A 22,919-nucleotide genomic window follows, 5' to 3' on the forward strand; every position below is an offset into this window, starting at 1 on the left:
AAATCTCAACCCGTTCCTCAACGCTGAAATGTCGATATCGCTGTCCCATCGCAACACCCTAGGAAGGTGTTGCACTTCGTTTGAGAACTCAGGGAATCCAGAACAACGGTGAAACTGGACTCCCGCCTGCGCGGGAGTGACGTGAGAAAGTCAGCGAACCGAACTCACAAACACCCGTACGCTGCCTCGATCAGCGCCATGGCGCGGGGGTCGCCGGACAGCACGTCCATCTGCCGGTTCATGACATAGCTGCCGGAAATCCCGCGCACCGGGTCGGCGAAGCCGCACGACCCACCAAAGCCGTACTGGCCGACAGCCTTCGGTTCTGGCCCGAGATGGCCGAGATCCCGGTTGATCAGTATGCCCGCGCCATAGGCGAGATCGAAGGGCAGGACGCGGTCCGGGCCGGAGACGCGCTCGCGCATGGCCGCCTCGACCACGTCCGGGGCGATCAGCTGCGTGTCGCGCAGCTTTCCGGCGCGTGCGAAGGGAGAGAGCAGTTCGGCGATGGCGCGGGCCGTGCCATGCCCATTGGCGGCGGGAAACTCCGCCATCCGCCATTCGGCCGCGCCGCGGCGGCCGGGGCTCGACCAGGGCTTCAGGAAGGCCGCCGCCTTGATGTCATTCATCTTGCCGAGGAAAGGTGGACGCGGCGGCAGGACGTGTTCGGCGGTGCGTGAATGTTCGCTCTCGGGCGTGCCGATGCGGAAGTCGATGCAGCGCGGCCCCGCGATGTCTTCGCGCAGATGCCCGCCGATCGTCCTGCCCGTCATGCGCCGGGCTATGGCGTCGGCAATGAAGCCGTGGGTGAGCGGGTGGTAGCCAGACCCCTGACCCGGCACCCAGAGCGGGTGCATGGCCGCCAGCCGGTCTTCAATGAAATCGCGGTCGAACCAGTCGCCCGGCTCCATGGGCTCCGGGAAACCGGCCAGGCCCGCCTGGTGCGACAGCGCCTCGGCCACCGTCACCCTGTCCTTGCCGGCGCGTGCGAATTCCGGCCAATAGTCCGCGACCGGCGCGTCGTAGTCGATGGTCCCGTCGGAAACGAGTTTCGCCATGACCATGGCGGTGACGGCCTTGCCGGTCGAAAACACCGGGACGATCGTATCCTCCGTCCACGGCAGTGTCTTCTTGCGGTCGGCCCAGCCGCCCCACAGGTCGACGACGGTCTCGCCGTCGATCATCAGCGCGAAAGCGGCGCCGATCTCGTTGCCGGTCTGCCAGTTGGCGGCGAAGGCGTCGCGCACCGGTTCGAAACCGGGGGCGGTCGTGCCATGAATCGCGGGTTTATCGCTCATGCGCGGTGAGCTAGCCGGTCAGGGGCCGCGCCGCAAGATGCGCGTCCTCGCGCACCGGATGAAGCCGGGCCGTGACGTCAGGCAGTTCGAACGCCTCCCACGCCCGCGCCTTCAGGAGCGTGTCCCAGATCGTGGTCGCGGCGGTTTCGAGCGCGGCTTTCGGCTCGGCACCGGTCAGGCGTTCGGCGAGGAACGCCGCGGTCAGCAGGTCGCCCGTCCCGTTTGGCACCTTGTCGAGCCGGGGATGGGTGACGCTCACCGCGGTGTGTGCATCGGCGTAGTGGATGGCAATGTCGTCCCCGGCCGGAATCGATGACGCCAGCACCGGCTTGCCGAGCGCTTTCGCGGCCGTGAGGGCTTCCCCGCCATCGCGCACCGGCAGGCCGGTCAACCACGCCAGTTCGAAGGCGTTCGGCGTGAGGAGGTCGGCGCGGGGGACGAGTTCTTCGCGGATCGCATCGGCGACCGCATCCGGCACATAGGGCTTGCCGTGATCGCCGATGATCGGGTCGACCGCGATGAGCGGCTCCGGGGCATAGGCGCAGACATTGTGGGCGGTACGGGTCTGGACCGCCCGGATGGCGTCGATCGCCTCGGCGGCGCGCTTCACCTGATCAGCGCTCGCGAAATAGCCGGTCAGGACCGCATCGGTCAGCGCGAAGAGGCCGTTGGCCTCGATCCCGTCGAGGGTGCCGGAGAACAGGTCTTCGCCGATGGCGCCGCCGCCGGGCGTGCCCCATCCCGGATGGCGGCCGAGGAGGACAGTCGGGACATGCATGGCGTCGATGCCGCGGGCCTGCAGCGCGGCGACGCTGACCCCGCCGCCGACGCGGCTGCCGGAGACAAGCGAGGAGAGGACGAGGACCAGCGGCATGGACCGTGGTATAGGGCCGCCATGAGCGAAAGCGAAGTGATTCAAACCAGACGTCCGGCCTTCCTGCGCTCGGCGCTTTTCGTGCCGGCCAGCCGCCCGTCCGCGATCGAGAAGGCCGCCGGCAGCGGGGCCGACCTGCTGATGCTCGACCTCGAGGACGCCGTGGGCGAAGGCGGCAAGGCCGAGGCGCGCGAAGCGGTCGGGACGGCGATCTCGTTGTGGCGCGGAGCGGGCATGCGCGCCGCGATCCGCATCAACGGCACGGACACGCCGCACTGGCGCGCCGACCTCGACGCGGCGTCGGCGGCCGATTTCATTGTGATCCCGAAGGTCGACGGTGTGGCGGATCTCGAAGCCGTGCGCGAGGCGGCACCGGACGGTCCGCCGCTGATCGCGATGATCGAGACGCCGCATGCGGTGATGAGCCTGCCGGCGCTGATGGCCTCGGCGGAGGGGTTCGGACTGGCCGGGCTGATTGCCGGGACGAATGATCTCGCCAAGGCGCTTCGTCTGACGGACGACCGGACACGCACCGGGCTGGTGCCGCATCTCGCGGCGATGGTTCTGGCCGCGCGCTCGGCCGGGCTGTTCGTGCTCGACGGGGTCTACAATGCCTATCGCGATGATGAAGGCTTCGCGCTTGAAGCCCATCAGGGCAGGGCGCTGGGCTTTGACGGCAAGTCTCTGATCCACCCGGCGCAGGTTGGGCTCGCGAACCGCGCCTTCGGGCCGACGCCGGGCGAGATCGAACGCGCCCGTGCCATTTTGAAAGCCTTCGAGAATGCGCCGGGCAAGGGCGCCATCGCCTTTGAGGGCGAGATGATCGAACAATTGCACCGGGAACGGGCGCAGGCCCTGATCCGTTCGGTGGAAAGCAGGAGTTAGGTGATGAGCCTCGACACGCCGGTGATCTGGCACAATCCGCGCTGCACCAAGTCGCGCCAGACCCTCGCCCTGATGGAGCAGAAGGGGATCAGTCCGCGCATCCGGCTCTATCTCGAGGACGCACCGTCGGAGGCGGAAATCCGCGAAGTCGTCGAACGCCTCGGCCTCGACAGCGCCCGCGACCTGATGCGGGTGAAGGAGGCCGAGTACAAGCAGCTCGGGCTCGACAAGGTCGAGAACGAGGACAAGCTCGTTGCGGCGATGGCGCAGACGCCGAAGCTGATCGAGCGGCCGGTGGTCATCAAGGGCGAGCGCGCCGTGATCGGCCGCCCGCCCGAGGACGTGCTGGATATCCTGTAGCGCTGTTCGCTTTGCTAAACTTCAATGTGTCGTCACTCCCGCGCAGGCGGGAGTCCAGTCTTTCGGTTGCTCTGGATTCCTGCCTTCGCGGGAATGACGTTAGGCGGTCCTACTCCCCCTGCGCTGCGATCCAGGCGGTCATGTGCGCGTCGAGGAAGTCGAGCGGCACGCCGCCAAGTTCCAGCATCGCGTCATGGAAGGCGCGGATGTCGAAATCCTCGCCCAGCGCCTCTTCGGCGCGGGCGCGAAGATCGCGCATCAGCAATTCACCCGTCTTGTAGGCGAGCGCCTGGCCCGGCCAGGAGATGTAGCGGCTGACCTCGGTGCGGACATTGTGCGGCGCCAGGGCGGAGTTCTCGAGGAAGCAGGCCTCGGCCTCTTCCCGCGTCCAGCCATACCAGTGGATGCCGGTGTCGACGACGAGGCGGCAGGCGCGCCACATCTCGTAGGTCAGGCGGCCGAAATTCTCATAGGGCGTGGTGTAGAGCCCCATGTCGATGGCGAGATTCTCGGTATAGAGGCCCCAGCCCTCGCCGAAGGCCGTGATGTAAAGATTGCGCCGGAATTCCGGGACGTCCTCCATCTCCTGCGACAGGGCAAACTGGTGGTGATGGCCCGGCACCGCCTCGTGCACGGTCAGCGCCGGCAGGTTGTAGAGCGGGCGCTGGGAGAGGTTGTAGGTGTTGACCATGTAGCCGCCCGCGACACCGTTCTCGGCGTCGCCCGGCCAGTAGCGCCCCGTGGTGTAGTTCGGAGCCATCGAGGCGGGAACCGGACGCACGCCATAGGGCAGGCGCGGCAGGCGGCCGAAGAAGCGCGGCATCTGGTCGTCGGCGCGCTTGGCGATCCAGGCGGCATGCATCAGCAGCTCTTCTTCGGTTTCCGCATAGAATTGCGGATCGGTGCGCAGGAAGTGCAGGAAGTCCGCGAAACTGCCCTCGAAGCCGACCTCCTCGAGGATGGCGTCCATCTCGCCGCGGATGCGTTCGACCTCGGCGAGGCCGCGGGCATGGACTTCCTCGGGGCTGGTATCGAGCGTGGTATGGTAGCGCACCAGCGTCTGGTAGAGGGCGCGGCCATCGGGAACTTCGGAGATGCCGAGGCTGTCGCGCGAACCCGGAATGTATTCGGTCTCGAACCAGTCGGCGAGTTCGCCGTAGGCCGGCAGGACGGTGTCCCGGATGACCGCCAGCCCCTGTTCGCGCAACACCTCGCGCTCGGCCTCGGGCATGCTGGCCGGCAGGTTCCCGAACGGCGCGAAGAAATCACTCTCTTCCGGTGCGGTGTCCGCGATGGCGCGGATCTGGTCGAGCACACCGGGCAGGATGTTGCGCGGCTGGACGAAGCCGGTGGCGAGGCCCTGCTGCATCCAGGCCTGGTTCTGGTTGAGGAAGAGCGGCACGGCTTCAAGCCGGGCGATCCAGTCCTCGGCGTCGGCGCGCGAGCGCAGCCGGGTTGACGCCGCCGTGTAGCTCGGGCCGGAATAGAAGCCGCTGTCATTGGTGAAGGGGATGCGTTCCAGTTGGAAGGGCGCGAGCTCGACGCGGTAGCGCAGCACATAGTCGAGCACGGCGTAGGAGACCTGGTCGTTCTCCGGCAGCGCTTCGGCGTCGATGGCCTCCAGCCGATCGAGGAATTCCAGTTCGGCGTCGTTGCGCGCCTCGACTGTCGCGGTCGACAGATCGGCCCAGCGGCGCGCGGCTGCGCGGTCACCGTCGCGTCCCTGGCCGACCGGGTCGCCCGATGCCTCATGGGCTTCGAAATCGGCGACCAGTTCGGCGAAATCGTCTGCGGCGTCGGCCCAGACAGGCGCGGCAGGCAGGGTCAGGACCGCGAGGGCGGCCAGCATGGAACGGATCATGGAAAACTCCCCGGCAAATCGTCTTTGCCGGGGAGGCTAGCCGATGGCATGGGCCGGCGTCAGCCCTTCATTCGCGTTTCGGGCGTGCGATCAGGCGTCCTCGCCTGCCAGCCGGGCGTGGCAGGCGGCGGTCAGATCGCCGCCGGTATTCGGCACGAGACGCTGTGTCCGGCGGATTTCGCCATTGGTCGGGCGATAGCGAAGGTCCTGAATGCCGTCTTCATTCTCGACGCGCAGCACGGAATCCACGCTCGCATCGCCAACCGAACCTTCGAGGCGCTCGATTATCGTCATGCCGGGGCGGAAACCGGCGGGCCATGCCGGGCCGGTTTCGTCGACCGTCTCGATCACGAACTGCCCGGCCTCGTTCCGGCTGCCGGTCATGCCATAGACGAAGACCGGGGCTTCCTCGGTCTCGACCGGGCCGCAGGTGCCGAAAGTGTCCGCCGCGAGGAAGACGGGTTCGCCGTTAACGATATGCCTTTCGACGAGGCCGGACACGTCGACCCCGGTGATGGCCAACACCACATCCGCGAAGCGGGCTGAGGCCGGACCCTCATCCCGGGTTTCGGCCATGGCCGTGATGACATCGTCGAGATCCTGCGCGCCGTTCGTGGCGGTGCGAATCTCGTGATCGACCAACGCGGCGAACAATTCTCCGCGATGATAGGGCAGGCGCTGGGCCTGAGCATCGGCCCAGAACTGTTCTCGGATCACCGAGTTCGGCGCGCCGCGCCAGGGCGAGGCGGCATCCTGCGCCAACACTTCGTTGAGGTGCGCGATTGCGGTGGCGGCATCGAAACTGCCGCCGCGCACCCCGGCGCGCGTCGTCAGGAAATCCGTGAAACCTTCGGAGAACCAGTAGCCTTCCGCCTCGTCATACTGATCGCCGGGCAGTGCACCGCCCAAGCGGTCCGGCACCCAGGTGTGCGTGTGTTCATGCGCCAGGATGCGGGTGAGGATGGAGATGTCCGGTCCGGCGGTGACGAACATGGCGAAGGAATCGCCCAGATTGGTGCCGCCGATCGACATGTGATCCGGCTCGGATTCAAGCGTCAGGACGGTGACGAGATAGGGCTCACCCTCGGCCTGCCAGTAGTCGAGATTGGCGAGGATGGCGGTTTCTATCGCCTCCGCGAACACGTCATCGGGGATGCCGGTATCGCCGCGCTGGGCGATGCGGACATTCGCGCCGCCGACCTCGCGGGTCTCGACCCGGTAGTCGCCTGCCACGGTGACGCTTGTCGTGAGCGCGTGCAGCGTCATCTCGCCATGTTCGAGATCGGAGGCGAAGGCCCAGCCATCGGGGTAGTCGATACGCAGACTGATCGGCGTATCGCTATCGATGTCGGGAATGATAAAGACGGTGTGGCCGATCAAGTGGATGAAGTCCGGCTCGATATAGGGCCGGTAATAGTCGCGCGGTTCCGCATTCGGGGCTCCGGTCCGGTCGGGGACCACGGAGTATCGGATGGTCAGCGGCGCGCCGGGGGCGTGGGCGATGTCCCGAAAGCCGGGATCATCGGTTTCCGACAAATCGCCTCCGTTGACGGTGAGGCCGTCGATCACATTCCAGAGATCGCTCTGACCACCCCAGAAAGCCGGGATGCGCAGCCTTGTCGTGCCGTCTTCCTCGCCGGTCAGGCGCAGTTCGACCGACACGGACGGACGTTCGCCTGTCGCGGCAATCCGTACGGCATAGCTGACGGGTGTGGCCGGGTCCTGCGCCAGCAGGATCCCTGCCGCGAGGGCAATCTGGATCATGTCTCTTCCGTCTCCGTCCCCAAGAGGAATTCAGATTAGCGGGCGAGACGCGATCCGGGCCAGTTACGCTTCGTTCAGGCGTCCGACGGCGTTTTGTCAGGTTTCCCATCCGTCCGGGCTTCGCCGCGATCTTCCGGGCGCAGGCCGATCTGCTTCATCACCTGCGCATCGACGACTTTCTCGGGCAACAGGCGCGGGATGGACCAGTTGGTCAGGCGCTGGGGCACTTCGGCATAGCGCAGGCGCGGGCTGGAATTCGTCAGCGCGTCATGCACGCGGCGGCCGATATGTTCCGGCGGCAGGCCTTTCGGTCCGCGGTCCTGCATCCAGGCCATCACCCGCTTCATCGCCGGGACGTAGTCGGTGCCGGCATATTGCTCGACATCGATCTCGTCGGCCTTGTCCCAGATCGGCGTGGCCACCGCGCCGGGTCCGATGATCACGCAACCGATGCCGTAAAGCCCCAGCTCCTTGCGCAGCGACTTGGTCAGGCCTTCAAGCGCATGCTTCGACGCGGCATAGGGGCCGACGAAGGGCATGCCCATCTTGCCCGCGACCGAGGACATCATGACGATCCGGCCCGGCTGGCCGATGCGGCCGTCCTCCGCGCCCAGCAGCGGGGCGAAGGCCTGAACCGTGCGCAGCACGCCGAGCACGTTGATGTCGAACTGCTTGTCGACTTCGGCGATATCGATGTGGAGGAGCGGGCCCGCGACCGCGATGCCGGCATTGCAGACGAGACCGTCGAGGGTCGACTGGCCGAGCGCGGCGCGGACCTGATCGGCAGCGGCCTTCAGCGTCGCGGCGTCGGTGACGTCCATCTTCAGCGGTGTAACGCGGTCTCCGAGCTCGGCCTTCAGCCGCTGTGCGTCCTCATCCTTGCGAACGCCTGCAAAGACGTGAAAGCCCTTTTCGGTCAGGACTTTCGCGGTGGCGTGACCGATCCCGGTCGAAGCGCCGGTGACGACGGCGGTCTGGGACATGGCATCAATTCCTTGCAGCGGCGGACTGGACATCAACCTAGTCGTTTCGCGGCGACTTGCCAGCACCAAGCCGCCGGGCCCGGACGATCTGCAGCGCGATGCTGCGGCCGCGTTGACCCTTGCGGTTCGAGGTCTATTCTCCGGCGCACATTCGAATGACCGGTGATTTGCTCAGGCACTGCCCTGGGGGGCGGCCACCGGTCCCGGCCGTGAAAGGACGAACGCGATGGCGTCGGAGACATCTGATCCGCGTCCGCTGTCACCTCATCTGCAGGTGTGGCGCTGGCACGCGACCATGCTCACCTCCATCCTCCACCGTGCGACCGGCGTCGGGATGTATATCGGCACCGCGGCGCTGACCGTGTGGCTGGTCATGCTGGCGACGGGCACGAACTCTTCCGTCGACTTCCTGTTCGAGGGTGTGATGGCGTGGGTGACGCGGGCCGGCCTCATCCTGCTGACCTTCGCGGTGACCTTCCACTGGCTCAACGGGCTGCGCTTCCTGTTCTGGGATGCGGGCAAGGGTTTCGATCCGAAAGGGTCGAGCCAGCGCTCCATCATCATTCTCGGCGCGGCGATCGTGGTGACGCTCGGCTTCTGGGTCTTCCTGCTGACGGGAGGCGCGGCATGAGCCGGATGACGACACCCCGCAAGCGCGTTCGCGGATCCGGCGCGGCCGGTTCGGGCACCGGGCATTTCCTGCAGCAGCGGGTCAGCGCCATTGCGCTTTTCGTGCTGATGCCGGTGTTCGCGGTCTGCTTCGCCCTGTCGGGCGCGCCCGATGCCGACGCGACCCGCGCCTGGCTCGGTTCGCCCTTCGGCGCGCTGGTCACCCTGCTGACGATGAGTGCGGCGCTTTATCACGGCCGGCTCGGTGTGCAGGTGGTGATCGAGGACTACATCCACAGAACGACGACCAAGGCGGCGCTTCTGATTGCCAACACCTTCCTCGTCGCCGGGCTCTGGCTCGCCGGGGTCTATTCGCTTCTCACTCTCGCGCTCTAGGCGCGCTCCAGGACCGTATCCGATGTCGAAATACGAATGGATCGATCACACTTATGACGTCGTGGTTGTCGGGGCCGGCGGTTCCGGTCTCCGCGCCGCGTTGGGCGCCGCTCAGGCCGGGCTTCGCACGGCCTGCGTGACCAAGGTCTTCCCGACGCGCTCGCACACGGTGGCGGCGCAGGGCGGCATCTCGGCCAGCCTCGGCAACATGGGCGAGGACGACTGGCGCTGGCACATGTACGACACCGTGAAGGGGTCGGACTGGCTCGGCGACCAGGACGCGATCGAATATCTCTGCCGTCACGCGCCGGACGCGGTCTATGAGCTGGAACATTGGGGCGTGCCCTTCTCGCGCACCCCGGAAGGCAAGATCTACCAGCGCGCCTTCGGCGGCATGACGCGCAATTTCGGCGAAGGCCCGGTGCAGCGCACCTGCGCCGCAGCAGACCGCACCGGCCACGCCATCCTGCACACGCTCTACGGCCAGGCCGTGAAGCACCAGACCGAGTTCTTCATCGAGTATTTCGCGCTCGACCTGATCATGGACGATGACGGCGCCTGCCGCGGCGTCACGGCGTGGAATCTGGAAGACGGCAAGCTGCACCGCTTCCGGGCGCAGACCGTGATCCTCGCCACCGGCGGCTATGGCCGCGCCTATTTCTCCGCGACCTCGGCGCACACCTGTACTGGTGACGGCAATGCCATGGTGCTGCGCGCGGGTCTGCCGCTGCAGGACATGGAATTCGTGCAATTCCACCCGACCGGCATCTATGGCGCGGGCGTGCTGATCACCGAAGGCGTGCGCGGCGAGGGCGGCTATCTGACGAATTCGGAGGGCGAGCGCTTCATGGAGCGCTATGCCCCGAGCGCGAAGGATCTTGCCAGCCGCGACGTGGTCTCGCGCTCGATGACGGTGGAGATCCGCGAAGGCCGCGGCGTCGGGCCGAAGGGCGACCACATCTATCTCCATCTCGACCACCTCGATCCGGACGTGATCTATCGCCGCCTGCCGGGCATTTCGGAGAGCGCGCGCGTCTTCGCCGGCGTCGATGTGACCAAGGAGCCGATCCCGGTCCTGCCGACCGTCCACTACAATATGGGCGGTATCCCGACGAATTATCACGGCGAGGTTCTGACCAAGAAGGGCGGCGATCCGGACTGCGTCGTGCCGGGCCTGATGGCGGTGGGCGAAGCGGCCTGCGTCTCGGTGCACGGGGCGAACCGTCTGGGTTCGAACAGCCTCATCGACCTCGTCGTGTTCGGCCGCGCCGCCGGCCTGCGCGCGGCGGACATCCTGGAAAGCGGCGCGCGCCAGCCGGAGCTGCCTTCGGGCGCGGGCGACAATTCGATCGCCCGTCTCGACAAGTTCCGCAATGCCAGGGGCGGTACGCCGACGGCCGAGCTGCGCGACCGCATGCAGCACGCCATGCAGACCAATTGCGCCGTGTTCCGCACCGGCGAGGTTCTGGACGAGGGCGTCAAGAAGATCGCCGAGGTCTATGCCGGACTGCCGGACATCGCGGTCAGCGACCGCACGATGATCTGGAATTCGGACCTCGTGGAGACGCTGGAATTCGACAACCTCATCGCCCAGGCCGCCGTGACGGTGAACGGTGCGGCCAACCGCACGGAAAGCCGCGGCGCGCATGCACGGGAGGACTTCCCGGACCGCGACGACGAGAACTGGATGAAGCACACGCTGGCCTGGTTCGACACCGAGAGCGGCCAGGTCACGCTCGACGAGCGCCCGGTGCACACCTACACGCTGTCGAACGACATCAAGTATATCGAGCCGAAGGCGCGGGTTTACTGATGACGGATGCGCTATCAACAATTGGTGCAGGCCTTGAGCTGCTCTCGTCGGTTGTCAGTTCGGGTGGTCCGAAGCGACCAAGAGGCCTGAATATCGACCGGGAAATCGTGAAGGCGCTTCGCGACATCTATTTCGCACCTGACGGCGTAAAAGCTCTTCTCGAATCAATTGTCGAAGGAAATTCCCCGACTATCGAGGAAATTGAGAACGCACTTCCCGATTTTAATGATGCAGAGTGGCGGGTTGACCGCGCGCTTCGACGTATTGAATTTGAAAGACTAGGCTACGACCGGCGATTGTCTCTTCGGGCTGCGGAGGAGTTACAGAAAATCGCGTACGGGAAGGTAAATCTGCGCAGTGATATTAAACGCAGTCTCAACGAAAAGCTAACGAGAGGCGGCCGCGTTCCTCCTGAGTTCGCAAATAAACTTCTAGTTCAACTTAATGCGCTGAATGCTATGATTTGCGCTGTGGAAGAACAATTCAATTTTGATGCTCGGCGATAAGATGAAGGCGATCGGCGGATACTTTCGAAAATTGACTTGGACCGGCTTGGCGCTTGCTCTTGCCGTCAGCGCATCGGCGCTGGCGCAGAACAACGGCCTGCCGACGGCGCGCCAGTCGGTCGTCTTCGTGAAGACGATCGCGGTGCGCGGCGTGGAGTGCGGTCTTCTGGAGCGCTGGCAGGGCGCGGTGCTGTTCTTCCAGGCGGGACGGGAAATGGCGCGTTTTTCGCCCGAAGAGCAGGAAGAGATCGCGACCGAGATCGAGATGCTGTCGGGCGAGATGACCTGCGAGGATACGGCACTGGTCGGCTGGACGAGCGGCGCGTCGCCGAATATCGAACGCGAAGTGCTGCCGCATTATCTCGTCGGTTACCGCGCGCTGGCGCAGCTCGATCCGCCGCAGGATGATTTCATGACGCTGACGGAGAACGCGGCGGGGCTGGCGGCGGTCGAGGCGAAGATCGCCGAGATGCAGGCCGCCGGTACGGCGCTTGAAGGCGGCGTGACCTGGGAGCAGTTCGATACCCGGATGCGCAATGGCGCGGCCGACATCGCCGCCGCGCTCGGCGGCGCGGAGAATACGCAATTCACGGCCGATGATGCCCGCCTGCAGATGCGTCACATCGCCGATGTGACGCTGTTGTGGCTTCAGGACCAGGCAGAGGACGAATAATGGTTCAGCTGACGCTTCCGAAGGGTTCGCAGCCCAAGAAGGGCAAGACCTGGCCGAAACCCGAAGGCGCGACGAAGACGCGCGAGTTCAAGATCTACCGCTATGACCCGGAAAGCGGCGAGGGGCCGCGCTGGGACCATTACACGGTCGATACCGGCGATTGCGGGCCGATGCTGCTCGACGCGCTGATCTGGATCAAGAACCGGGTCGACCCGACGCTGACCTTCCGCCGCTCCTGCCGCGAAGGCGTGTGCGGGTCGTGCGCGATGAATATCGGCGGGCGCAACACGATCGCCTGCACCAAGGGCATGGACGAGTTTTCCGGAACGATCACGATCGCGCCGCTGCCGCACCAGCCGGTGGTGAAGGACCTCGTGCCGGACCTGACCGACTTCTACGCCCAGCACGCCTATGTGCAGCCCTATCTCCAGACCGAGACGCCGGCCCCGGAGAAGGAATGGAAGCAGTCCGAAGAGGACCGCACCAAGCTCGACGGGCTTTATGAGTGCATATTGTGCGCCTGCTGTTCGACGGCCTGCCCGTCCTATTGGTGGAATGGCGACAAGTATCTTGGCCCGGCGGCGCTGTTGCAGGCCTATCGTTGGATCGAGGACAGCCGCGACGAGATGACCGGCGACCGGCTCGATGATCTGAACGACCCGTTCAAGCTCTATCGCTGCCACACGATCATGAATTGCGCGCAGGTCTGCCCGAAGGGCCTCAATCCCGCCGAAGCGATCGCCGGCATCAAGCGGCATCTGGCGGAACGGGAAGTCTAGCCTGGATGACGTTTCCCGGACGGCGAAGCCGATCCGGGACCCAGTTTTTTGTTAACGGGACCCCGGTCTTCGCTGACGCGAAACCGGGGAACGTCTTTTCCGCGTAATCCCGCTTTCCGCCGCAAATTGTCTTCGCATCGCCCCGATCCCGCCCCGTGATCTCCCGATCCAGCGCGCCTGATCCCCGACCGTTATCTAACGGACAAGGGAGAGGGATGGATGACGGATCACTCCGTACAAACTGGCCAGACACGCATCGACCGCAGCCGGTCGATGGGGCTGAAACTCATACTCGTCGGCGCGCTCGTCGTGCTGCTCGGGGCGCCGCTGGCGCTCGTCAACCTGCTCGCCTGGGAGCGGGCCAACCGCGCCGAAACGGTCTCCGCCGAGGTCGGGGCCGCCTATGGCGGCGCGCAGGAAATGCGCGGACCCTTCCTGGTCCTGCCCTATACGATCGACCGGGAGATGGAGGTGCGCGACGCCAATGGCCGCACGCGCCGGGAAATGCGCACGGTGACCGAGACGATCGTGCTGTCGCCCGACACGCTGCACCTGACCGGGGCGCTGGAAACCCGCATCCTGCACCGCGCCATCTATGACGTGCCGGTCTATGAGGCGGGCCTTGAGATGGCCGGGCGGTTCGATACCGGTGCGGCCAGCGGTGTGCTGCCCGAGGGCGGGACGATCGACTGGCCGGGCGCACGCATGATCTATGCGGTCAGCGATCTCAGGGGCATCGGCGAGGATTTCCGCTTCACCCTGTCGGGGCGGCGGACGCTGCGCTTCGAGCCGCAATCGGACTTCGACCGGCTGGGGCCGGACGGCTCGGCCTGGCGCGGCATGGCGGCGCCGGTTGCCAATCTGCGTCCCGGCGAGGCGTTCGATTTCGAGGGCGCGTTGCAGATTTCCGGGGCCGGGCGGTTCGCACTGCTCGCTTCGGGCCGGGAAACCACCGCCGACATGACCAGCGACTGGCCGCATCCCGGCTTTGACGGGCAATACCTGCCCGACACGCGCGAGATCGGGTCCGAGGGCTTCACCGCCAGTTGGCGGGTGCCCTATCTGGCGCGCGGCGTGCCGGCGGCCTGGGTCGAGGGACGCGGCTTTACCCTGGGTCAGGCGAGCACGGCACTGTTCGCGGTCAATCTGGTGACGCCGGCGGACGGCTATGCGCAGGTCTCTCGCTCGCTGAAATACGCGCTGCTCTTCCTCGCCTTCACCCTTTTGATGTTCTTCCTGATCGAGGCCAATGGCGAACGCCCGGTCCATGCCGCGCAATACGGGCTGATCGGGCTGGCGCAGGTGGTGTTCTACCTGCTCCTGCTGGCGATGTCGGAACATCTGGGCGTGTGGGCGGCCTATGGCGTGGCGGCGCTGGCGACGATCACGCTGACGGCGGGCTATGCGCTGACCATTTTCCGTTCGCAGCCCCGCGCCATGGTGACCTTCGCCGGGCTGACGCTGACCTATCTCGTCCAGTTCGTGCTCGTCCTCGTCGAGGACTACGCCCTGCTGATCGGATCGGGCCTCGTCTTCATCGCGCTCGCCGCGACCATGTTCATGACCCGCAAGGTCGACTGGTATGGCATGACGGCCAGTGTCGAAGGGAAGACCAGCCCCGCAATCTGACGTTTCCCGGACGCGCGAAGCGCGGGCCGGGATCCAGATTTATGGAAAGATGGGCCCCGGTCTTCGCTCAGGCGAAACCGGGGAACGTCATGGAGTGAGGATCAATCGGCGTCGGAGCCGCCCGAGGCGATCCAGGCGTCAACCTTCTCCTCGATCCACCAGAGCGGCACGCTGCCGTCTTCCAGCACAAGGCGGTGGAAGGTGGGATAGTCGAAGCGATCCCCGAGAGCATCGCGCGCCCGATCGCGCAGACTATAGAGGAATTCCGCGCCGAGACCGTAGGAGAAGAGCTGGGCGGGCATGACTGACATCCAATAGAGCGGAATGTCGGCGGTGGACGGATCGGCGTCCGGCATGCCACGGAGATGGAGAACAGCCTGCCGGGTTGCAGCCTCATCGGCCGCCCCGGTCTGGAAGCGGGACTCGATGGCGATGGTTTCGCCGAAGTCTGCCCAGAAATCGAGCGCGGTCCGGTCGGAGTCGGCCAGCAGCCCCTCCTCGAAGGCCAGGGTTTCGGCGTAGTGCGCCCAGCCTTCCACGAAGGCGTTGTTGAAACCGATGGTCAGGATCGGGTGGGGTGGCTCGCCGCCGGCCGTTCCCGCGGCCCGGGCGATCATCGCTTGCATGTGGTGTCCCGGTGCGACCTCGTGGCTGGTCACCGCGGCCATCGACCGGCGCGTCCGCATGCGCGGCTCGTCCGGGTTGAGGAAATAGGTACCGGCAAAACCGCCGTCATTCGACGGCCGATAGGAGGCCGTCACGCCCTCCCGTTCGATCGCGGAATAGACGACGACCTCGACCTGCTGCTCCGGCAGTGCCGGAAAGAAGCGCGCAGACGTCGCGATCAGCCGGTCGGTCTCGGCCTGAGCCGCCGCGATGATTGCGGACTCGTTGCCGATCTCTTCGTCATCATCCGCCATGGCGCGAATACGCTCGCGAACCGAGCCGGGATCTGCCAGCCCCCAAATCCGGGTGCCGAGTTCGGACAATCGGGTATCAGCCATATGCTGCAGCCGGCTGGCCAGTGCCTGCAACTCACCTGGCGTCATCACGATACCGACATTGCGCCGAACCGAGGCGGCCAGGCAGGCCGGGCCATCCTGCAATGCTGACAGGGACAGATCCGTGCGTGCTCGGGGCGCGTAGCGATCGCGGATATATGTGGCCTGACGAGCAAAGGCCGGGGCGATGACGGTGTTGAACAGGTCCGACCAGTGTACCGCCAGCGCCGGGTCCAAACCGTTCGGCAAGGCCGCGACCGGGGAGTCCGGGGACGCCAGGCCGTCATACTGGTCCGCCACAATCAGTGCGACGGGACGGGGCACGGAATAGCCGTATTCCAGTCCGGCTTCGAGCGCGGCGGCGTCGGCACTCAGGCGCGCCGCAATCTGTCCGGCCCAATCACGCAGCAGCTCCGTGTCGGGGCTCGAGGTTTCCAGAGCGATCGCCAGCGAGTTCTCGAGGTTCAGATGCCAGCCGCTGAAATTGTTCAGCGGCCAGAACTCCCGGTGGCAGGCTTCCAGGGCCAGATCGGTTTCGATCCTGTCGCGCAGATTGATGTAGATGGCCCGATCCGCATGCGCGAGCGCCGCGGCATCGATCCGGTCGAGCTCGGTCAGCCATTGCGCCTGCTGCCGGCGCCAGCGTTCCGTCTCATCGGGTGAAACGTCAGTTGTCAGTCGTTCGGAATCCGTGGCCACGCCCCAGAGGCGGGCTTCAAGCGGATCATGGTCCGCAAACCCAGCCACCCATGCATCGGCGAGATCGCTGACCGTCGAGGCGGCCTCCCCGCCGGGCGGAGACAGGAACAGGGCAAGGGTAAATAGTCCGGTCGTCAGGGGCATGGCAGGTCTCCGGCGGGAATATCCGAATACCAGACATGATCCATTCTGCTATTGGTTCGAGCAGAATGATCTAGAAAATGTATCGGCCCATCGATCTCGATGATGCGCTTTCAGCCAGGAGAGAGGATCGACGACAGCAGCTCGACCAGCGGTCCGATCTCGGCGCGCTGGGCCGATTGGGCGTTTACGGCGAGGCGGATCTGCCCCCATTCCAGCACGATGGTGCGATCAGAAAGCGGGGAAAGCTGACCCGAGCCGACGGCGGCATTTGCCAGAATGTCTGCGCACAGGGCGATCCCCGCCCCCTGAGTGGCGAGCGTCTGGGCGAGGCCAGCGGAATTGGTGTGGATGGTCCGCCCGACGATCTGTTCGTTCGTCATCCCCCAGGACCGCCAGTCCGTGCCGTTCTCGAAACTGATCAGGGATGGTCCGCCGCCTTCCCAGCCCGATACCGCGATGCCCGGCGCCGCATAGGGGCGCCAGTGCGTTTCGAACTCGGCCTTGGTCAGGAAATCGGGATCGAGCGGCCAGGTCGACACGCACACATCGATATGCCGCTGGCCTGTTGCGGGCTCTTCGGCCAGCAGATCGAGATCGATCCTGAGGCCGGGACAGGCATCGGCAATCCGTGTCCAGACCGGTGCGAGGGCGTGAAAGCCGATCGAATACTGGACGCCCAGCACAAGCCGGGTTTCACCACCGGGATGAAGGCGGGTTTCGGCCCCGGTGAGGATGCGAAGCGCATCGCGTACATCGATGTAGAAGAGGCGCCCGGTCTCGGTCGGAATCAGCCGCTGTCCGCTGCGGATGAAGAGCGGCGCGCTCGCCCGTGCCTCGACCGCCTTGAGGTGATGACTGACGGCACTCTGGCTGATGTTCAGCGAGCGGGACGCGCGGGTCACACTGCCGGTCTCGACGATGCGGGCAAAGGCTCTGAGCGCAGCGAGCGACAGGGTCTGGCCGGTCATTGCGTCACCGCCAGGCCAGGTCTTCGCAGATCCGGCGCAGGTGATCGGTCGCTTCGGCCTCGCTGGCGGGCAGGGATTTCGGGTCGACCGGCGCGCCGAAATTGAGGCGGTAGCGCGACGCCTGTTTGTCCATGAAGCCCTGGAAGATTGTCATGTCCTTCAGCTCCTCATTCACCTGCGCCAGGGCGTAGTAGAGGAAGGGCATGTGCTGGTTCACCCCGAGCGGGATGATCGGCACGCCGAAACGGCGGGCGAAGCTGACGCCGGTCGGCATCCACGGCTTTTCCCGCAAACCCCAGCGCGACCAGTCCCACTCGGCCATGCGGCCGGACGGAAAGATCACGACGCAGCGCCCGGCGCCAAAGGCGTCCAGCGCCGAGCGCAGCGTCTCCCGGGTGGAATCGCGGCGGCGCTCGTTCTGGCGCCATTCCACCGGCAGGACGACATCGACCAGGCCGGGGCAGACCCGCAGCGCGTCGCGGTTGGCGAAGAAGCACAGATCGGGACGGCGCGCCCCCAGCGCCTGCCAGACAGCGACGCCGTCGGCAATGCCGCCCGGGTGGTTGGCAATGACGACACAGCCGCCGCTTTCCGGCACCGCCTCGACACCGGTCGGCTCGATCGCCAGTTCGAGAAAGTCGATCGCCCAGTCGAGCGTCTCGACGCCGCGCAGATTCGCGATTTCGTCGGCCATGGCCATGGCGCGGCGATAGCCGAGCGCCGGATAGGCGAGCGCCTTGATCGCCTTCCACAGGCGTTTGCGCTGCATCAGGCGCGGGGCGCGTTCCTCGATCAGCACATCGACGATGTGCTGATCGCCGGGGTCGCGCGGGACGGGGTAGCGATAGTCGTTCACGGCGACACATTGCGCGCGTCTGCGCCGGGCGCAAGAGGTCAATCGTTAACGAAATCCTACCGTCTGGCATCGCGGTTGCGACGGGACGGGAAGGACTTAACGACCTGTTCACGATTGGGACGACGATGGCTGTTCTCGACGCATTTCATACCCCCTCGCTGTTCGACCGCCTGACCGCACCGCTGAAGCGCTTCCAGCGCAATGTGAGGCGCCGGCACGGCCCGCTCGACGCGGCGCTGGCCGATTTCCTCGGCGACGCGGTGCGTCCGGGCGACAAGGTGTTGCAGATCGGGGCGAATGACCGCGCGGCGCTGACCTTCCTCGATCGCGGCGTCTTCCATTTCCTGATCGCGCAGGCGGCCAACGCCGAGGCGGTCGAAAGCCTGTGCCAGGCCGAGGGTATCTCCGCCGACCGGCTTCGGGTCTTTACCAGCGTCGCGGCGTCGGAAAGCGCCGGCAAGGTCGATGCCGTCTATCTCGCCCCGACGCCGGGTTTTGCCGCGCTGGCTGCGCATTTCCGCCACGCCGCGCAGCGTCTGAAGACCGGCGGGCTCCTGTTGCTCGACGGGGCTGACACGGTCGAGGGCGGCAAGCTCTATGACGCGCTGCATGCCGATCTCGGCTGGCGGCTGGACGAGCTGATTTCCGGCAAGGTCGCGGTGTTCCGCAAGACGGCGGCCCTCGCGGCGGCCTGACGTCACCCTGTCACTGAACGGGATTGGAACCGCTCCTGCCACAGGGCAGGGGCGGTTCGTCTTTGCGGGCTACTGACCGGTCGGGCGGCTGGTGCCGACGCCGGGCTGGATCACGTCCTGAAGGTTGATTTCGCGCTCGCGGCGCATCGGCGAGGTCAGTTCGCTGCATTCCGGGCCGGCCTGGGTCATATCCAGCGTCCGGGGGAAGAAGTCGGCGGCGGCCTCGACCGCAGCGGCGCGTTCGGCGTCGCTGGCATTGGCGGCGATGGCGTCGCTCGTCGTCTGCGGCAGGCGGGTCAGACCAAGCGCCTGGTCGCGATTGTTGGTGCGGTAGATCGCCGACCAGCGCGCGGCCTCGGCGGTGTGGCCCATGCGGTGATGGCGGATCGCCAGCTCGGCCTGGCTGGCGGCCCAGCCGGCACGGGCAGCGGTTTCCAGCGCCGCGAAACCTTCGGCGCGGAAGGCCTCGGCATCGGCAGGCAATGTCCCGGGCGCTTCAGCGGTGTCGAGCGCCAGAATGCCGAGACTGTGCCAGGCGACCTCATAGCCGCGCCCGAAAGCCGCCGAGCAGCGATAGGCCTCGAGCGCGGTGGCGACGTCGCCGGCACGCTGGGCGCGTTCGCCGCGGGCATAGGCCATTTCGCCGCCCGTTCCGGCGCGCATGTATTCCGGCCGATTGCTCCCGGCACAGGCAGCGAGGGAGAGGGACAGTGCCAGGAGGGGGACCAAGCGGATCATCGGACATCCTTTGCGCCGGAACGGTTCGGCAGGAGTGTAACGCGGCGCGGCGCGTCTGTCCGGCGGTGATTGCTGAAGTTTGGGGGAGATTTCTTCCTCGCCCTTCGAGGCACACTTGGGGTCCCCATGAAAATGGGGACCTGAAGCATGTACCCGGTTTCGGATTCCCGCTTTCGCGGGAACCCCATGATGGCTTCATCTGCTACGAGCCTCGAAGCACGAGGGCGACAATCGCGATCCGCGCAGCTATCCCTCCCATGAGGGAGACCTGCATGAAACCCGAAGACTTCCGCACCCACGCGCACACCGTCACGGACTGGATGGCGGAGTATCTCGAGACGATCGAGACGCGGCGCGTCCGCTCCGATGTGAAACCCGGCGACATCCTGAAGCAATTGCCCGAGGCCTGTCCGGAAACCGGAGAGGCGTTCGAGGCGATCTTCCGGGACTTCCAGGACATCATCCTGCCGGGCATGACTCACTGGCAGCATCCGCGCTTCTTCGCCTATTTCAACGCCAATGCCTCGCCGCCCTCGGTGCTGGCGGAGATGCTGACCGCTGCCATGGCCGCGCAATGCATGCTGTGGGAGACCTCGCCCTCCGCCGCCGAGCTGGAAGACCGGATGACAGTCTGGCTCAGGCACCTGCTCGGCCTGCCGGGCGGCTGGATGGGGTCGATCCAGGATTCCGCCTCGACCGCGACGCTGTGCGCGATCATCGCCGGCTGCGAGCGCGCCACCGGCGGGCGTTTTTCCGATGAGGGGCTGGCGGGCGGACCGAGGCTGGCGGTCTATACCTCCAGCGAAGCCCATTCCTCGGTCGAGAAGGGCTCGCGCATCGCCGGGCTGGGCCGGGCGAATGTGCGCAAGATCGGCGTCGATGCCGATTTCGCGATGGACCCGCAGGCGCTGCGGGCTGCCATCGCCAGGGACCGCGAGGCGGGGATCGTCCCGGCCTGCATCGTCGCCAGTTTCGGCGCGACGGGGCTCGGCTCGATCGATCCGCTCGGGCCCATCGCGGCCATCGCGCGGGAAGCGGGCATTCACCTCCATGTCGACGGCGCATGGGCGGGCAGCGCGCTGATCCTGCCCGAGGTGCGGGCGCTGGCCGGGGGGCTCGAGCATGCCGACAGCTTCGTCTTCAACCCGCACAAATGGCTGTTCACCAATTTCGATTGTTCGGTGCTGTATCTGAAAGACCCGAAGACGCTGGCGCGCGCCCTGTCGCTGACCCCGGCCTATCTGGAATCGGTGCCGATGGGGGAAAGCCCGAACTACCGTGACCTGACCGTCTCGCTCGGGCGGCGCTTCCGGGCGCTGAAGCTGTGGTTCGTCCTACGCAGCTATGGCGCTGAGGGGCTGCGCGAGAAAATCCGCGGCCATATCGCCTTCACCGGGAAGCTCGCCCAGATGGTCGAGGCCGACCCGGATTTCGAACTGGTCTCGGGTCCGCGTCTGGCCCTGCTCGGTTTCCGCTTTCTGCCGCAGGGTGTGTCCGACCCGGCAGAGATTGACCGGGCGAATGACGACCTCGTCGCGCGGATCAATGATGACGGGCGCACCTATCTGACGAAGACGCGGGCGAATGGCCGCACCGTGATCCGCTTCGTTATCGGCCAGACGCACACCGAATGGCGCCATGTCGCAGAGGGCTGGGCTGTGGTGCGGGAGTTGGCGGGGGTGGGCTGACGCCGGCCACCGATCTCACCCGCGCATTTGACCTCGGACACGCGCGGCGCGATATGAGCGCCAACAGTTCAGCCATCCATCGGAGAGCGGCATGCGCGAGATTCACCACTTCATCGGCGGCAAGAGCGTCGCGGGTTCGACCGGGCGCTGGGGCGATGTCTACAACCCGTCGACCGGCGAGGTTCAGGCCCGCGTCCAGTTCGCCAATGCCGCCGAAGTCGGGCAGGCCGTCGCCAAGGCCGCCGAGGCGCAGCGCGAATGGGCCGCGATGAACCCGCAGCGCCGCGCGCGCGTGCTGTTCAAGTTCAAGGACCTGGTCGAAGCCGAGATGGAGTCGCTCGCCGAGCTGCTCTCCTCCGAGCACGGCAAGGTGATCGCCGACGCCAAGGGCGACATCATCCGCGGCCTGGAAGTGATCGAGTTCGCCTGCGGCGTGCCGCACCTGATGAAGGGTGAATACACCGAGAGCGCCGGCCCCGGGATCGACGTCTTCTCGATGCGCCAGCCGCTCGGCGTCGTCGCCGGGATCTCGCCATTCAACTTTCCGGCCATGATCCCGATGTGGTTCATGGGCATGGCGATCGCGACCGGCAATGCGCTGGTCCTGAAGCCGTCGGAGAAAGACCCGTCCGTCCCGGTGCGGCTGGCCGAATTGTGGAAGGAAGCGGGCCTGCCGGACGGCGTGATGCAGGTCGTCCACGGCGACAAGGAAGCGGTCGATGCGCTGCTCCACCATGACGAGATCCGGGCCGTCACCTTCGTCGGTTCGTCCGACATTGCGCATTATATCGCGCGCACCTGTACCGAGCAGGGCAAGCGCTTCCAGGCGATGGGCGGGGCGAAGAACCACGGCATCATCATGCCCGACGCCGACATGGACCAGGTGGTGAAGGACATTGTCGGCGCAGCCTTCGGCTCGGCCGGCGAGCGCTGCATGGCGCTGCCCGTGGCGGTACCGGTCGGGAAGAAGACGGCGGACGAGTTTGTCGCGCGCATGATGGAGGCCGCACAGGGCCTCAATCTCGGCGTCTCGACCGACCCGGACGCGCATTACGGCCCGGTGGTCTCCGCCGCGCACAAGAAGCGCATTGAGGACTACATCCAGATGGGCATCGACGAAGGCGCGGAACTGAAGCTCGACGGGCGCGGCTTCGAACTGCAGGGCCACGAGACGGGCTTCTTCATCGGCCCGACCATCTTCGACCACGTGAAGCCGGGCATGAAATCCTATCACGACGAGATTTTCGGACCCGTCCTGCAGGTCGTGCGCGCCGACAATCTCGAGGAAGCGGCCGCGCTGCCGAGCCAGCACCAGTACGGCAATGGCGTCGCCATCTTCACCCGCAACGGCCTCGCCGCGCGCGAGTTCGCCGCGAAGGTGAATGTCGGCATGGTCGGCATCAATGTGCCGATTCCGGTGCCGGTCGCCTATCACAGCTTCGGCGGCTGGAAGCGTTCGGCCTTCACCGACACCAACCAGTACGGCACCGAAGGCATCCGCTTCTTCACCAAGATCAAGACAGTGACCCAGCGCTGGCCGAGCGGCGATATCGGCGACCAGGCTTTCGTCATCCCGACGATGGGGTAGGGGTTATCCCCTCGTCCTTCGAGGCCGCCTTCGGCGGCACCTCAGCAACCGTGTTGTTGCGGGTTGTTCCAGGTCTGGTTTCTGGCGACGAGGGTGTTGAGGAGAATGGTGA

The 22,919-nt window shown here is 66.0% G+C and carries 21 protein-coding genes; 12 read left to right on the top strand and 9 right to left on the bottom strand.

All coding sequences use genetic code 11. The features are described 5' to 3' along the window. Positions 1 to 164 precede the first annotated feature (164 nt). Both ACFOOR_RS06750 and ACFOOR_RS06755 read right to left on the bottom strand, forming a co-directional pair. Positions 165 to 1,298 (bottom strand): serine hydrolase domain-containing protein, encoded by a 1,134-nt coding sequence (locus tag ACFOOR_RS06750; protein ID WP_343165744.1) that lies wholly within the window; start codon positions 1,296 to 1,298, stop codon positions 165 to 167. A 10-nt stretch (positions 1,299 to 1,308) separates the two neighbouring features. Further along, positions 1,309 to 2,172: a PfkB family carbohydrate kinase gene (locus ACFOOR_RS06755; RefSeq protein WP_343165743.1), complete on the bottom strand. Its 864-nt coding sequence runs from the start codon at positions 2,170 to 2,172 to the stop codon at positions 1,309 to 1,311. Between the two features lie 36 nt (positions 2,173 to 2,208). Here ACFOOR_RS06755 and ACFOOR_RS06760 point away from each other — a divergent pair, with 36 nt between their 5' ends. Both ACFOOR_RS06760 and arsC read left to right on the top strand, forming a co-directional pair. Then, complete coding sequence (locus ACFOOR_RS06760) at positions 2,209 to 3,057, top strand: HpcH/HpaI aldolase/citrate lyase family protein (protein ID WP_380214111.1); 849 nt, start codon at positions 2,209 to 2,211, stop codon at positions 3,055 to 3,057. A 3-nt stretch (positions 3,058 to 3,060) separates the two neighbouring features. After that, positions 3,061 to 3,417 carry an arsenate reductase (glutaredoxin) gene (gene arsC, locus ACFOOR_RS06765; protein ID WP_343165741.1) on the top strand — a complete coding sequence of 119 codons (357 nt, stop codon included), beginning with the start codon at positions 3,061 to 3,063 and terminating at the stop codon, positions 3,415 to 3,417. A gap of 109 nt (positions 3,418 to 3,526) precedes the next feature. Here arsC and ACFOOR_RS06770 read toward each other — a convergent pair whose 3' ends face one another. From ACFOOR_RS06770 to ACFOOR_RS06780, 3 genes are all read right to left on the bottom strand, one after another. Then, on the bottom strand, positions 3,527 to 5,278 hold the full coding sequence (locus tag ACFOOR_RS06770; RefSeq protein ID WP_343165740.1) for a DUF885 domain-containing protein: 1,752 nt from the start codon (positions 5,276 to 5,278) through the stop codon (positions 3,527 to 3,529). A gap of 90 nt (positions 5,279 to 5,368) precedes the next feature. After that, entirely contained in the window at positions 5,369 to 7,042 is a 1,674-nt protein-coding gene (locus ACFOOR_RS06775) for a M61 family metallopeptidase (protein ID WP_343165739.1), read from the bottom strand. Positions 7,043 to 7,116: 74 nt separating this feature from the next. After that, positions 7,117 to 8,025 (bottom strand): SDR family oxidoreductase, encoded by a 909-nt coding sequence (locus tag ACFOOR_RS06780; protein WP_343165738.1) that lies wholly within the window; start codon positions 8,023 to 8,025, stop codon positions 7,117 to 7,119. A gap of 226 nt (positions 8,026 to 8,251) precedes the next feature. Between ACFOOR_RS06780 and sdhC the strand changes: the two genes are divergently transcribed. The 7 genes from sdhC to creD all read left to right on the top strand — a co-directional run bounded on the left by sdhC (position 8,252) and on the right by creD (position 14,430). Continuing rightward, positions 8,252 to 8,656, top strand: coding sequence for a succinate dehydrogenase, cytochrome b556 subunit (sdhC, locus tag ACFOOR_RS06785; protein WP_343165737.1), 405 nt, complete (start codon positions 8,252 to 8,254; stop codon positions 8,654 to 8,656). After that, complete coding sequence (gene sdhD / locus ACFOOR_RS06790) at positions 8,653 to 9,030, top strand: succinate dehydrogenase, hydrophobic membrane anchor protein (RefSeq protein ID WP_343165736.1); 378 nt, start codon at positions 8,653 to 8,655, stop codon at positions 9,028 to 9,030. Before sdhC ends, sdhD begins: the two co-directional genes overlap by 4 nt. A gap of 22 nt (positions 9,031 to 9,052) precedes the next feature. Further along, complete coding sequence (gene sdhA / locus ACFOOR_RS06795; RefSeq protein ID WP_343165735.1) at positions 9,053 to 10,843, top strand: succinate dehydrogenase flavoprotein subunit; 1,791 nt, start codon at positions 9,053 to 9,055, stop codon at positions 10,841 to 10,843. Next, positions 10,843 to 11,349 carry a hypothetical protein gene (locus ACFOOR_RS06800; RefSeq protein WP_343165734.1) on the top strand — a complete coding sequence of 169 codons (507 nt, stop codon included), beginning with the start codon at positions 10,843 to 10,845 and terminating at the stop codon, positions 11,347 to 11,349. The genes sdhA and ACFOOR_RS06800 overlap by 1 nt, the downstream gene beginning before the upstream one ends. Next, positions 11,336 to 12,022, top strand: a complete 687-nt coding sequence (locus ACFOOR_RS06805) for a hypothetical protein (protein WP_343165733.1) — start codon at positions 11,336 to 11,338, stop codon at positions 12,020 to 12,022. The genes ACFOOR_RS06800 and ACFOOR_RS06805 overlap by 14 nt, the downstream gene beginning before the upstream one ends. Then, complete coding sequence (locus ACFOOR_RS06810) at positions 12,022 to 12,801, top strand: succinate dehydrogenase iron-sulfur subunit (RefSeq protein WP_343165732.1); 780 nt, start codon at positions 12,022 to 12,024, stop codon at positions 12,799 to 12,801. The genes ACFOOR_RS06805 and ACFOOR_RS06810 overlap by 1 nt, the downstream gene beginning before the upstream one ends. 219 nt (positions 12,802 to 13,020) lie before the next feature. Beyond that, positions 13,021 to 14,430 carry a cell envelope integrity protein CreD gene (gene creD, locus ACFOOR_RS06815; RefSeq protein ID WP_343165731.1) on the top strand — a complete coding sequence of 470 codons (1,410 nt, stop codon included), beginning with the start codon at positions 13,021 to 13,023 and terminating at the stop codon, positions 14,428 to 14,430. A gap of 101 nt (positions 14,431 to 14,531) precedes the next feature. On the opposite strand, the gene ACFOOR_RS06820 is transcribed toward creD, so the two are convergent. The 3 genes from ACFOOR_RS06820 to ACFOOR_RS06830 form a co-directional block, all read right to left on the bottom strand. Further along, the gene (locus ACFOOR_RS06820; protein ID WP_343165730.1) at positions 14,532 to 16,274 is read right to left on the bottom strand and encodes a DUF885 domain-containing protein; all 1,743 of its coding nucleotides are present in this window, start codon (positions 16,272 to 16,274) and stop codon (positions 14,532 to 14,534) included. A 110-nt stretch (positions 16,275 to 16,384) separates the two neighbouring features. Further along, positions 16,385 to 17,242, bottom strand: a complete 858-nt coding sequence (locus ACFOOR_RS06825; RefSeq protein WP_343165729.1) for a LysR family transcriptional regulator — start codon at positions 17,240 to 17,242, stop codon at positions 16,385 to 16,387. Between the two features lie 4 nt (positions 17,243 to 17,246). Beyond that, on the bottom strand, positions 17,247 to 18,098 hold the full coding sequence (locus ACFOOR_RS06830; RefSeq protein ID WP_343165728.1) for a 1-acyl-sn-glycerol-3-phosphate acyltransferase: 852 nt from the start codon (positions 18,096 to 18,098) through the stop codon (positions 17,247 to 17,249). 125 nt (positions 18,099 to 18,223) lie between these two features. Between ACFOOR_RS06830 and ACFOOR_RS06835 the strand changes: the two genes are divergently transcribed. Continuing rightward, positions 18,224 to 18,793 carry a hypothetical protein gene (locus ACFOOR_RS06835; protein ID WP_343165727.1) on the top strand — a complete coding sequence of 190 codons (570 nt, stop codon included), beginning with the start codon at positions 18,224 to 18,226 and terminating at the stop codon, positions 18,791 to 18,793. A 69-nt stretch (positions 18,794 to 18,862) separates the two neighbouring features. On the opposite strand, the gene ACFOOR_RS06840 is transcribed toward ACFOOR_RS06835, so the two are convergent. Continuing rightward, a complete protein-coding gene (locus ACFOOR_RS06840) occupies positions 18,863 to 19,531 on the bottom strand; it encodes a hypothetical protein (RefSeq protein WP_343165726.1) in 669 nt (222 codons plus the stop codon). 272 nt (positions 19,532 to 19,803) lie between these two features. On the opposite strand from ACFOOR_RS06840, the gene ACFOOR_RS06845 reads away from it, so the two are divergent. Next, positions 19,804 to 21,219 carry a pyridoxal phosphate-dependent decarboxylase family protein gene (locus ACFOOR_RS06845; protein WP_343165725.1) on the top strand — a complete coding sequence of 472 codons (1,416 nt, stop codon included), beginning with the start codon at positions 19,804 to 19,806 and terminating at the stop codon, positions 21,217 to 21,219. 91 nt (positions 21,220 to 21,310) lie between these two features. Continuing rightward, positions 21,311 to 22,807: a CoA-acylating methylmalonate-semialdehyde dehydrogenase gene (locus ACFOOR_RS06850; protein ID WP_343165724.1), complete on the top strand. Its 1,497-nt coding sequence runs from the start codon at positions 21,311 to 21,313 to the stop codon at positions 22,805 to 22,807. Positions 22,808 to 22,919: the final 112 nt, after the last annotated feature.

It is taken from the genome of Hyphobacterium vulgare (assembly GCF_042643335.1).
Taxonomy (GTDB): domain Bacteria; phylum Pseudomonadota; class Alphaproteobacteria; order Caulobacterales; family Maricaulaceae; genus Hyphobacterium; species Hyphobacterium vulgare.

Excerpts from the sequence above, each read along its gene's own strand:
- ACFOOR_RS06750 (WP_343165744.1), bottom strand. The coding sequence starts at position 1,298 with ATGAGCGATAAACCCGCGATTCATGGCACGACCGCCCCCGGTTTCGAA.
- ACFOOR_RS06755 (WP_343165743.1), bottom strand. The coding sequence starts at position 2,172 with ATGCCGCTGGTCCTCGTCCTCTCCTCGCTTGTCTCCGGCAGCCGCGTC.
- arsC (WP_343165741.1), top strand. The coding sequence starts at position 3,061 with ATGAGCCTCGACACGCCGGTGATCTGGCACAATCCGCGCTGCACCAAG.
- ACFOOR_RS06770 (WP_343165740.1), bottom strand. The coding sequence starts at position 5,278 with ATGATCCGTTCCATGCTGGCCGCCCTCGCGGTCCTGACCCTGCCTGCC.
- ACFOOR_RS06775 (WP_343165739.1), bottom strand. The coding sequence starts at position 7,042 with ATGATCCAGATTGCCCTCGCGGCAGGGATCCTGCTGGCGCAGGACCCG.
- ACFOOR_RS06780 (WP_343165738.1), bottom strand. The coding sequence starts at position 8,025 with ATGTCCCAGACCGCCGTCGTCACCGGCGCTTCGACCGGGATCGGTCAC.
- sdhC (WP_343165737.1), top strand. The coding sequence starts at position 8,252 with ATGGCGTCGGAGACATCTGATCCGCGTCCGCTGTCACCTCATCTGCAG.
- sdhD (WP_343165736.1), top strand. The coding sequence starts at position 8,653 with ATGAGCCGGATGACGACACCCCGCAAGCGCGTTCGCGGATCCGGCGCG.
- sdhA (WP_343165735.1), top strand. The coding sequence starts at position 9,053 with ATGTCGAAATACGAATGGATCGATCACACTTATGACGTCGTGGTTGTC.
- ACFOOR_RS06800 (WP_343165734.1), top strand. The coding sequence starts at position 10,843 with ATGACGGATGCGCTATCAACAATTGGTGCAGGCCTTGAGCTGCTCTCG.
- ACFOOR_RS06805 (WP_343165733.1), top strand. The coding sequence starts at position 11,336 with ATGCTCGGCGATAAGATGAAGGCGATCGGCGGATACTTTCGAAAATTG.
- ACFOOR_RS06810 (WP_343165732.1), top strand. The coding sequence starts at position 12,022 with ATGGTTCAGCTGACGCTTCCGAAGGGTTCGCAGCCCAAGAAGGGCAAG.
- creD (WP_343165731.1), top strand. The coding sequence starts at position 13,021 with ATGACGGATCACTCCGTACAAACTGGCCAGACACGCATCGACCGCAGC.
- ACFOOR_RS06820 (WP_343165730.1), bottom strand. The coding sequence starts at position 16,274 with ATGCCCCTGACGACCGGACTATTTACCCTTGCCCTGTTCCTGTCTCCG.
- ACFOOR_RS06825 (WP_343165729.1), bottom strand. The coding sequence starts at position 17,242 with ATGACCGGCCAGACCCTGTCGCTCGCTGCGCTCAGAGCCTTTGCCCGC.
- ACFOOR_RS06835 (WP_343165727.1), top strand. The coding sequence starts at position 18,224 with ATGGCTGTTCTCGACGCATTTCATACCCCCTCGCTGTTCGACCGCCTG.
- ACFOOR_RS06840 (WP_343165726.1), bottom strand. The coding sequence starts at position 19,531 with ATGATCCGCTTGGTCCCCCTCCTGGCACTGTCCCTCTCCCTCGCTGCC.
- ACFOOR_RS06845 (WP_343165725.1), top strand. The coding sequence starts at position 19,804 with ATGAAACCCGAAGACTTCCGCACCCACGCGCACACCGTCACGGACTGG.
- ACFOOR_RS06850 (WP_343165724.1), top strand. The coding sequence starts at position 21,311 with ATGCGCGAGATTCACCACTTCATCGGCGGCAAGAGCGTCGCGGGTTCG.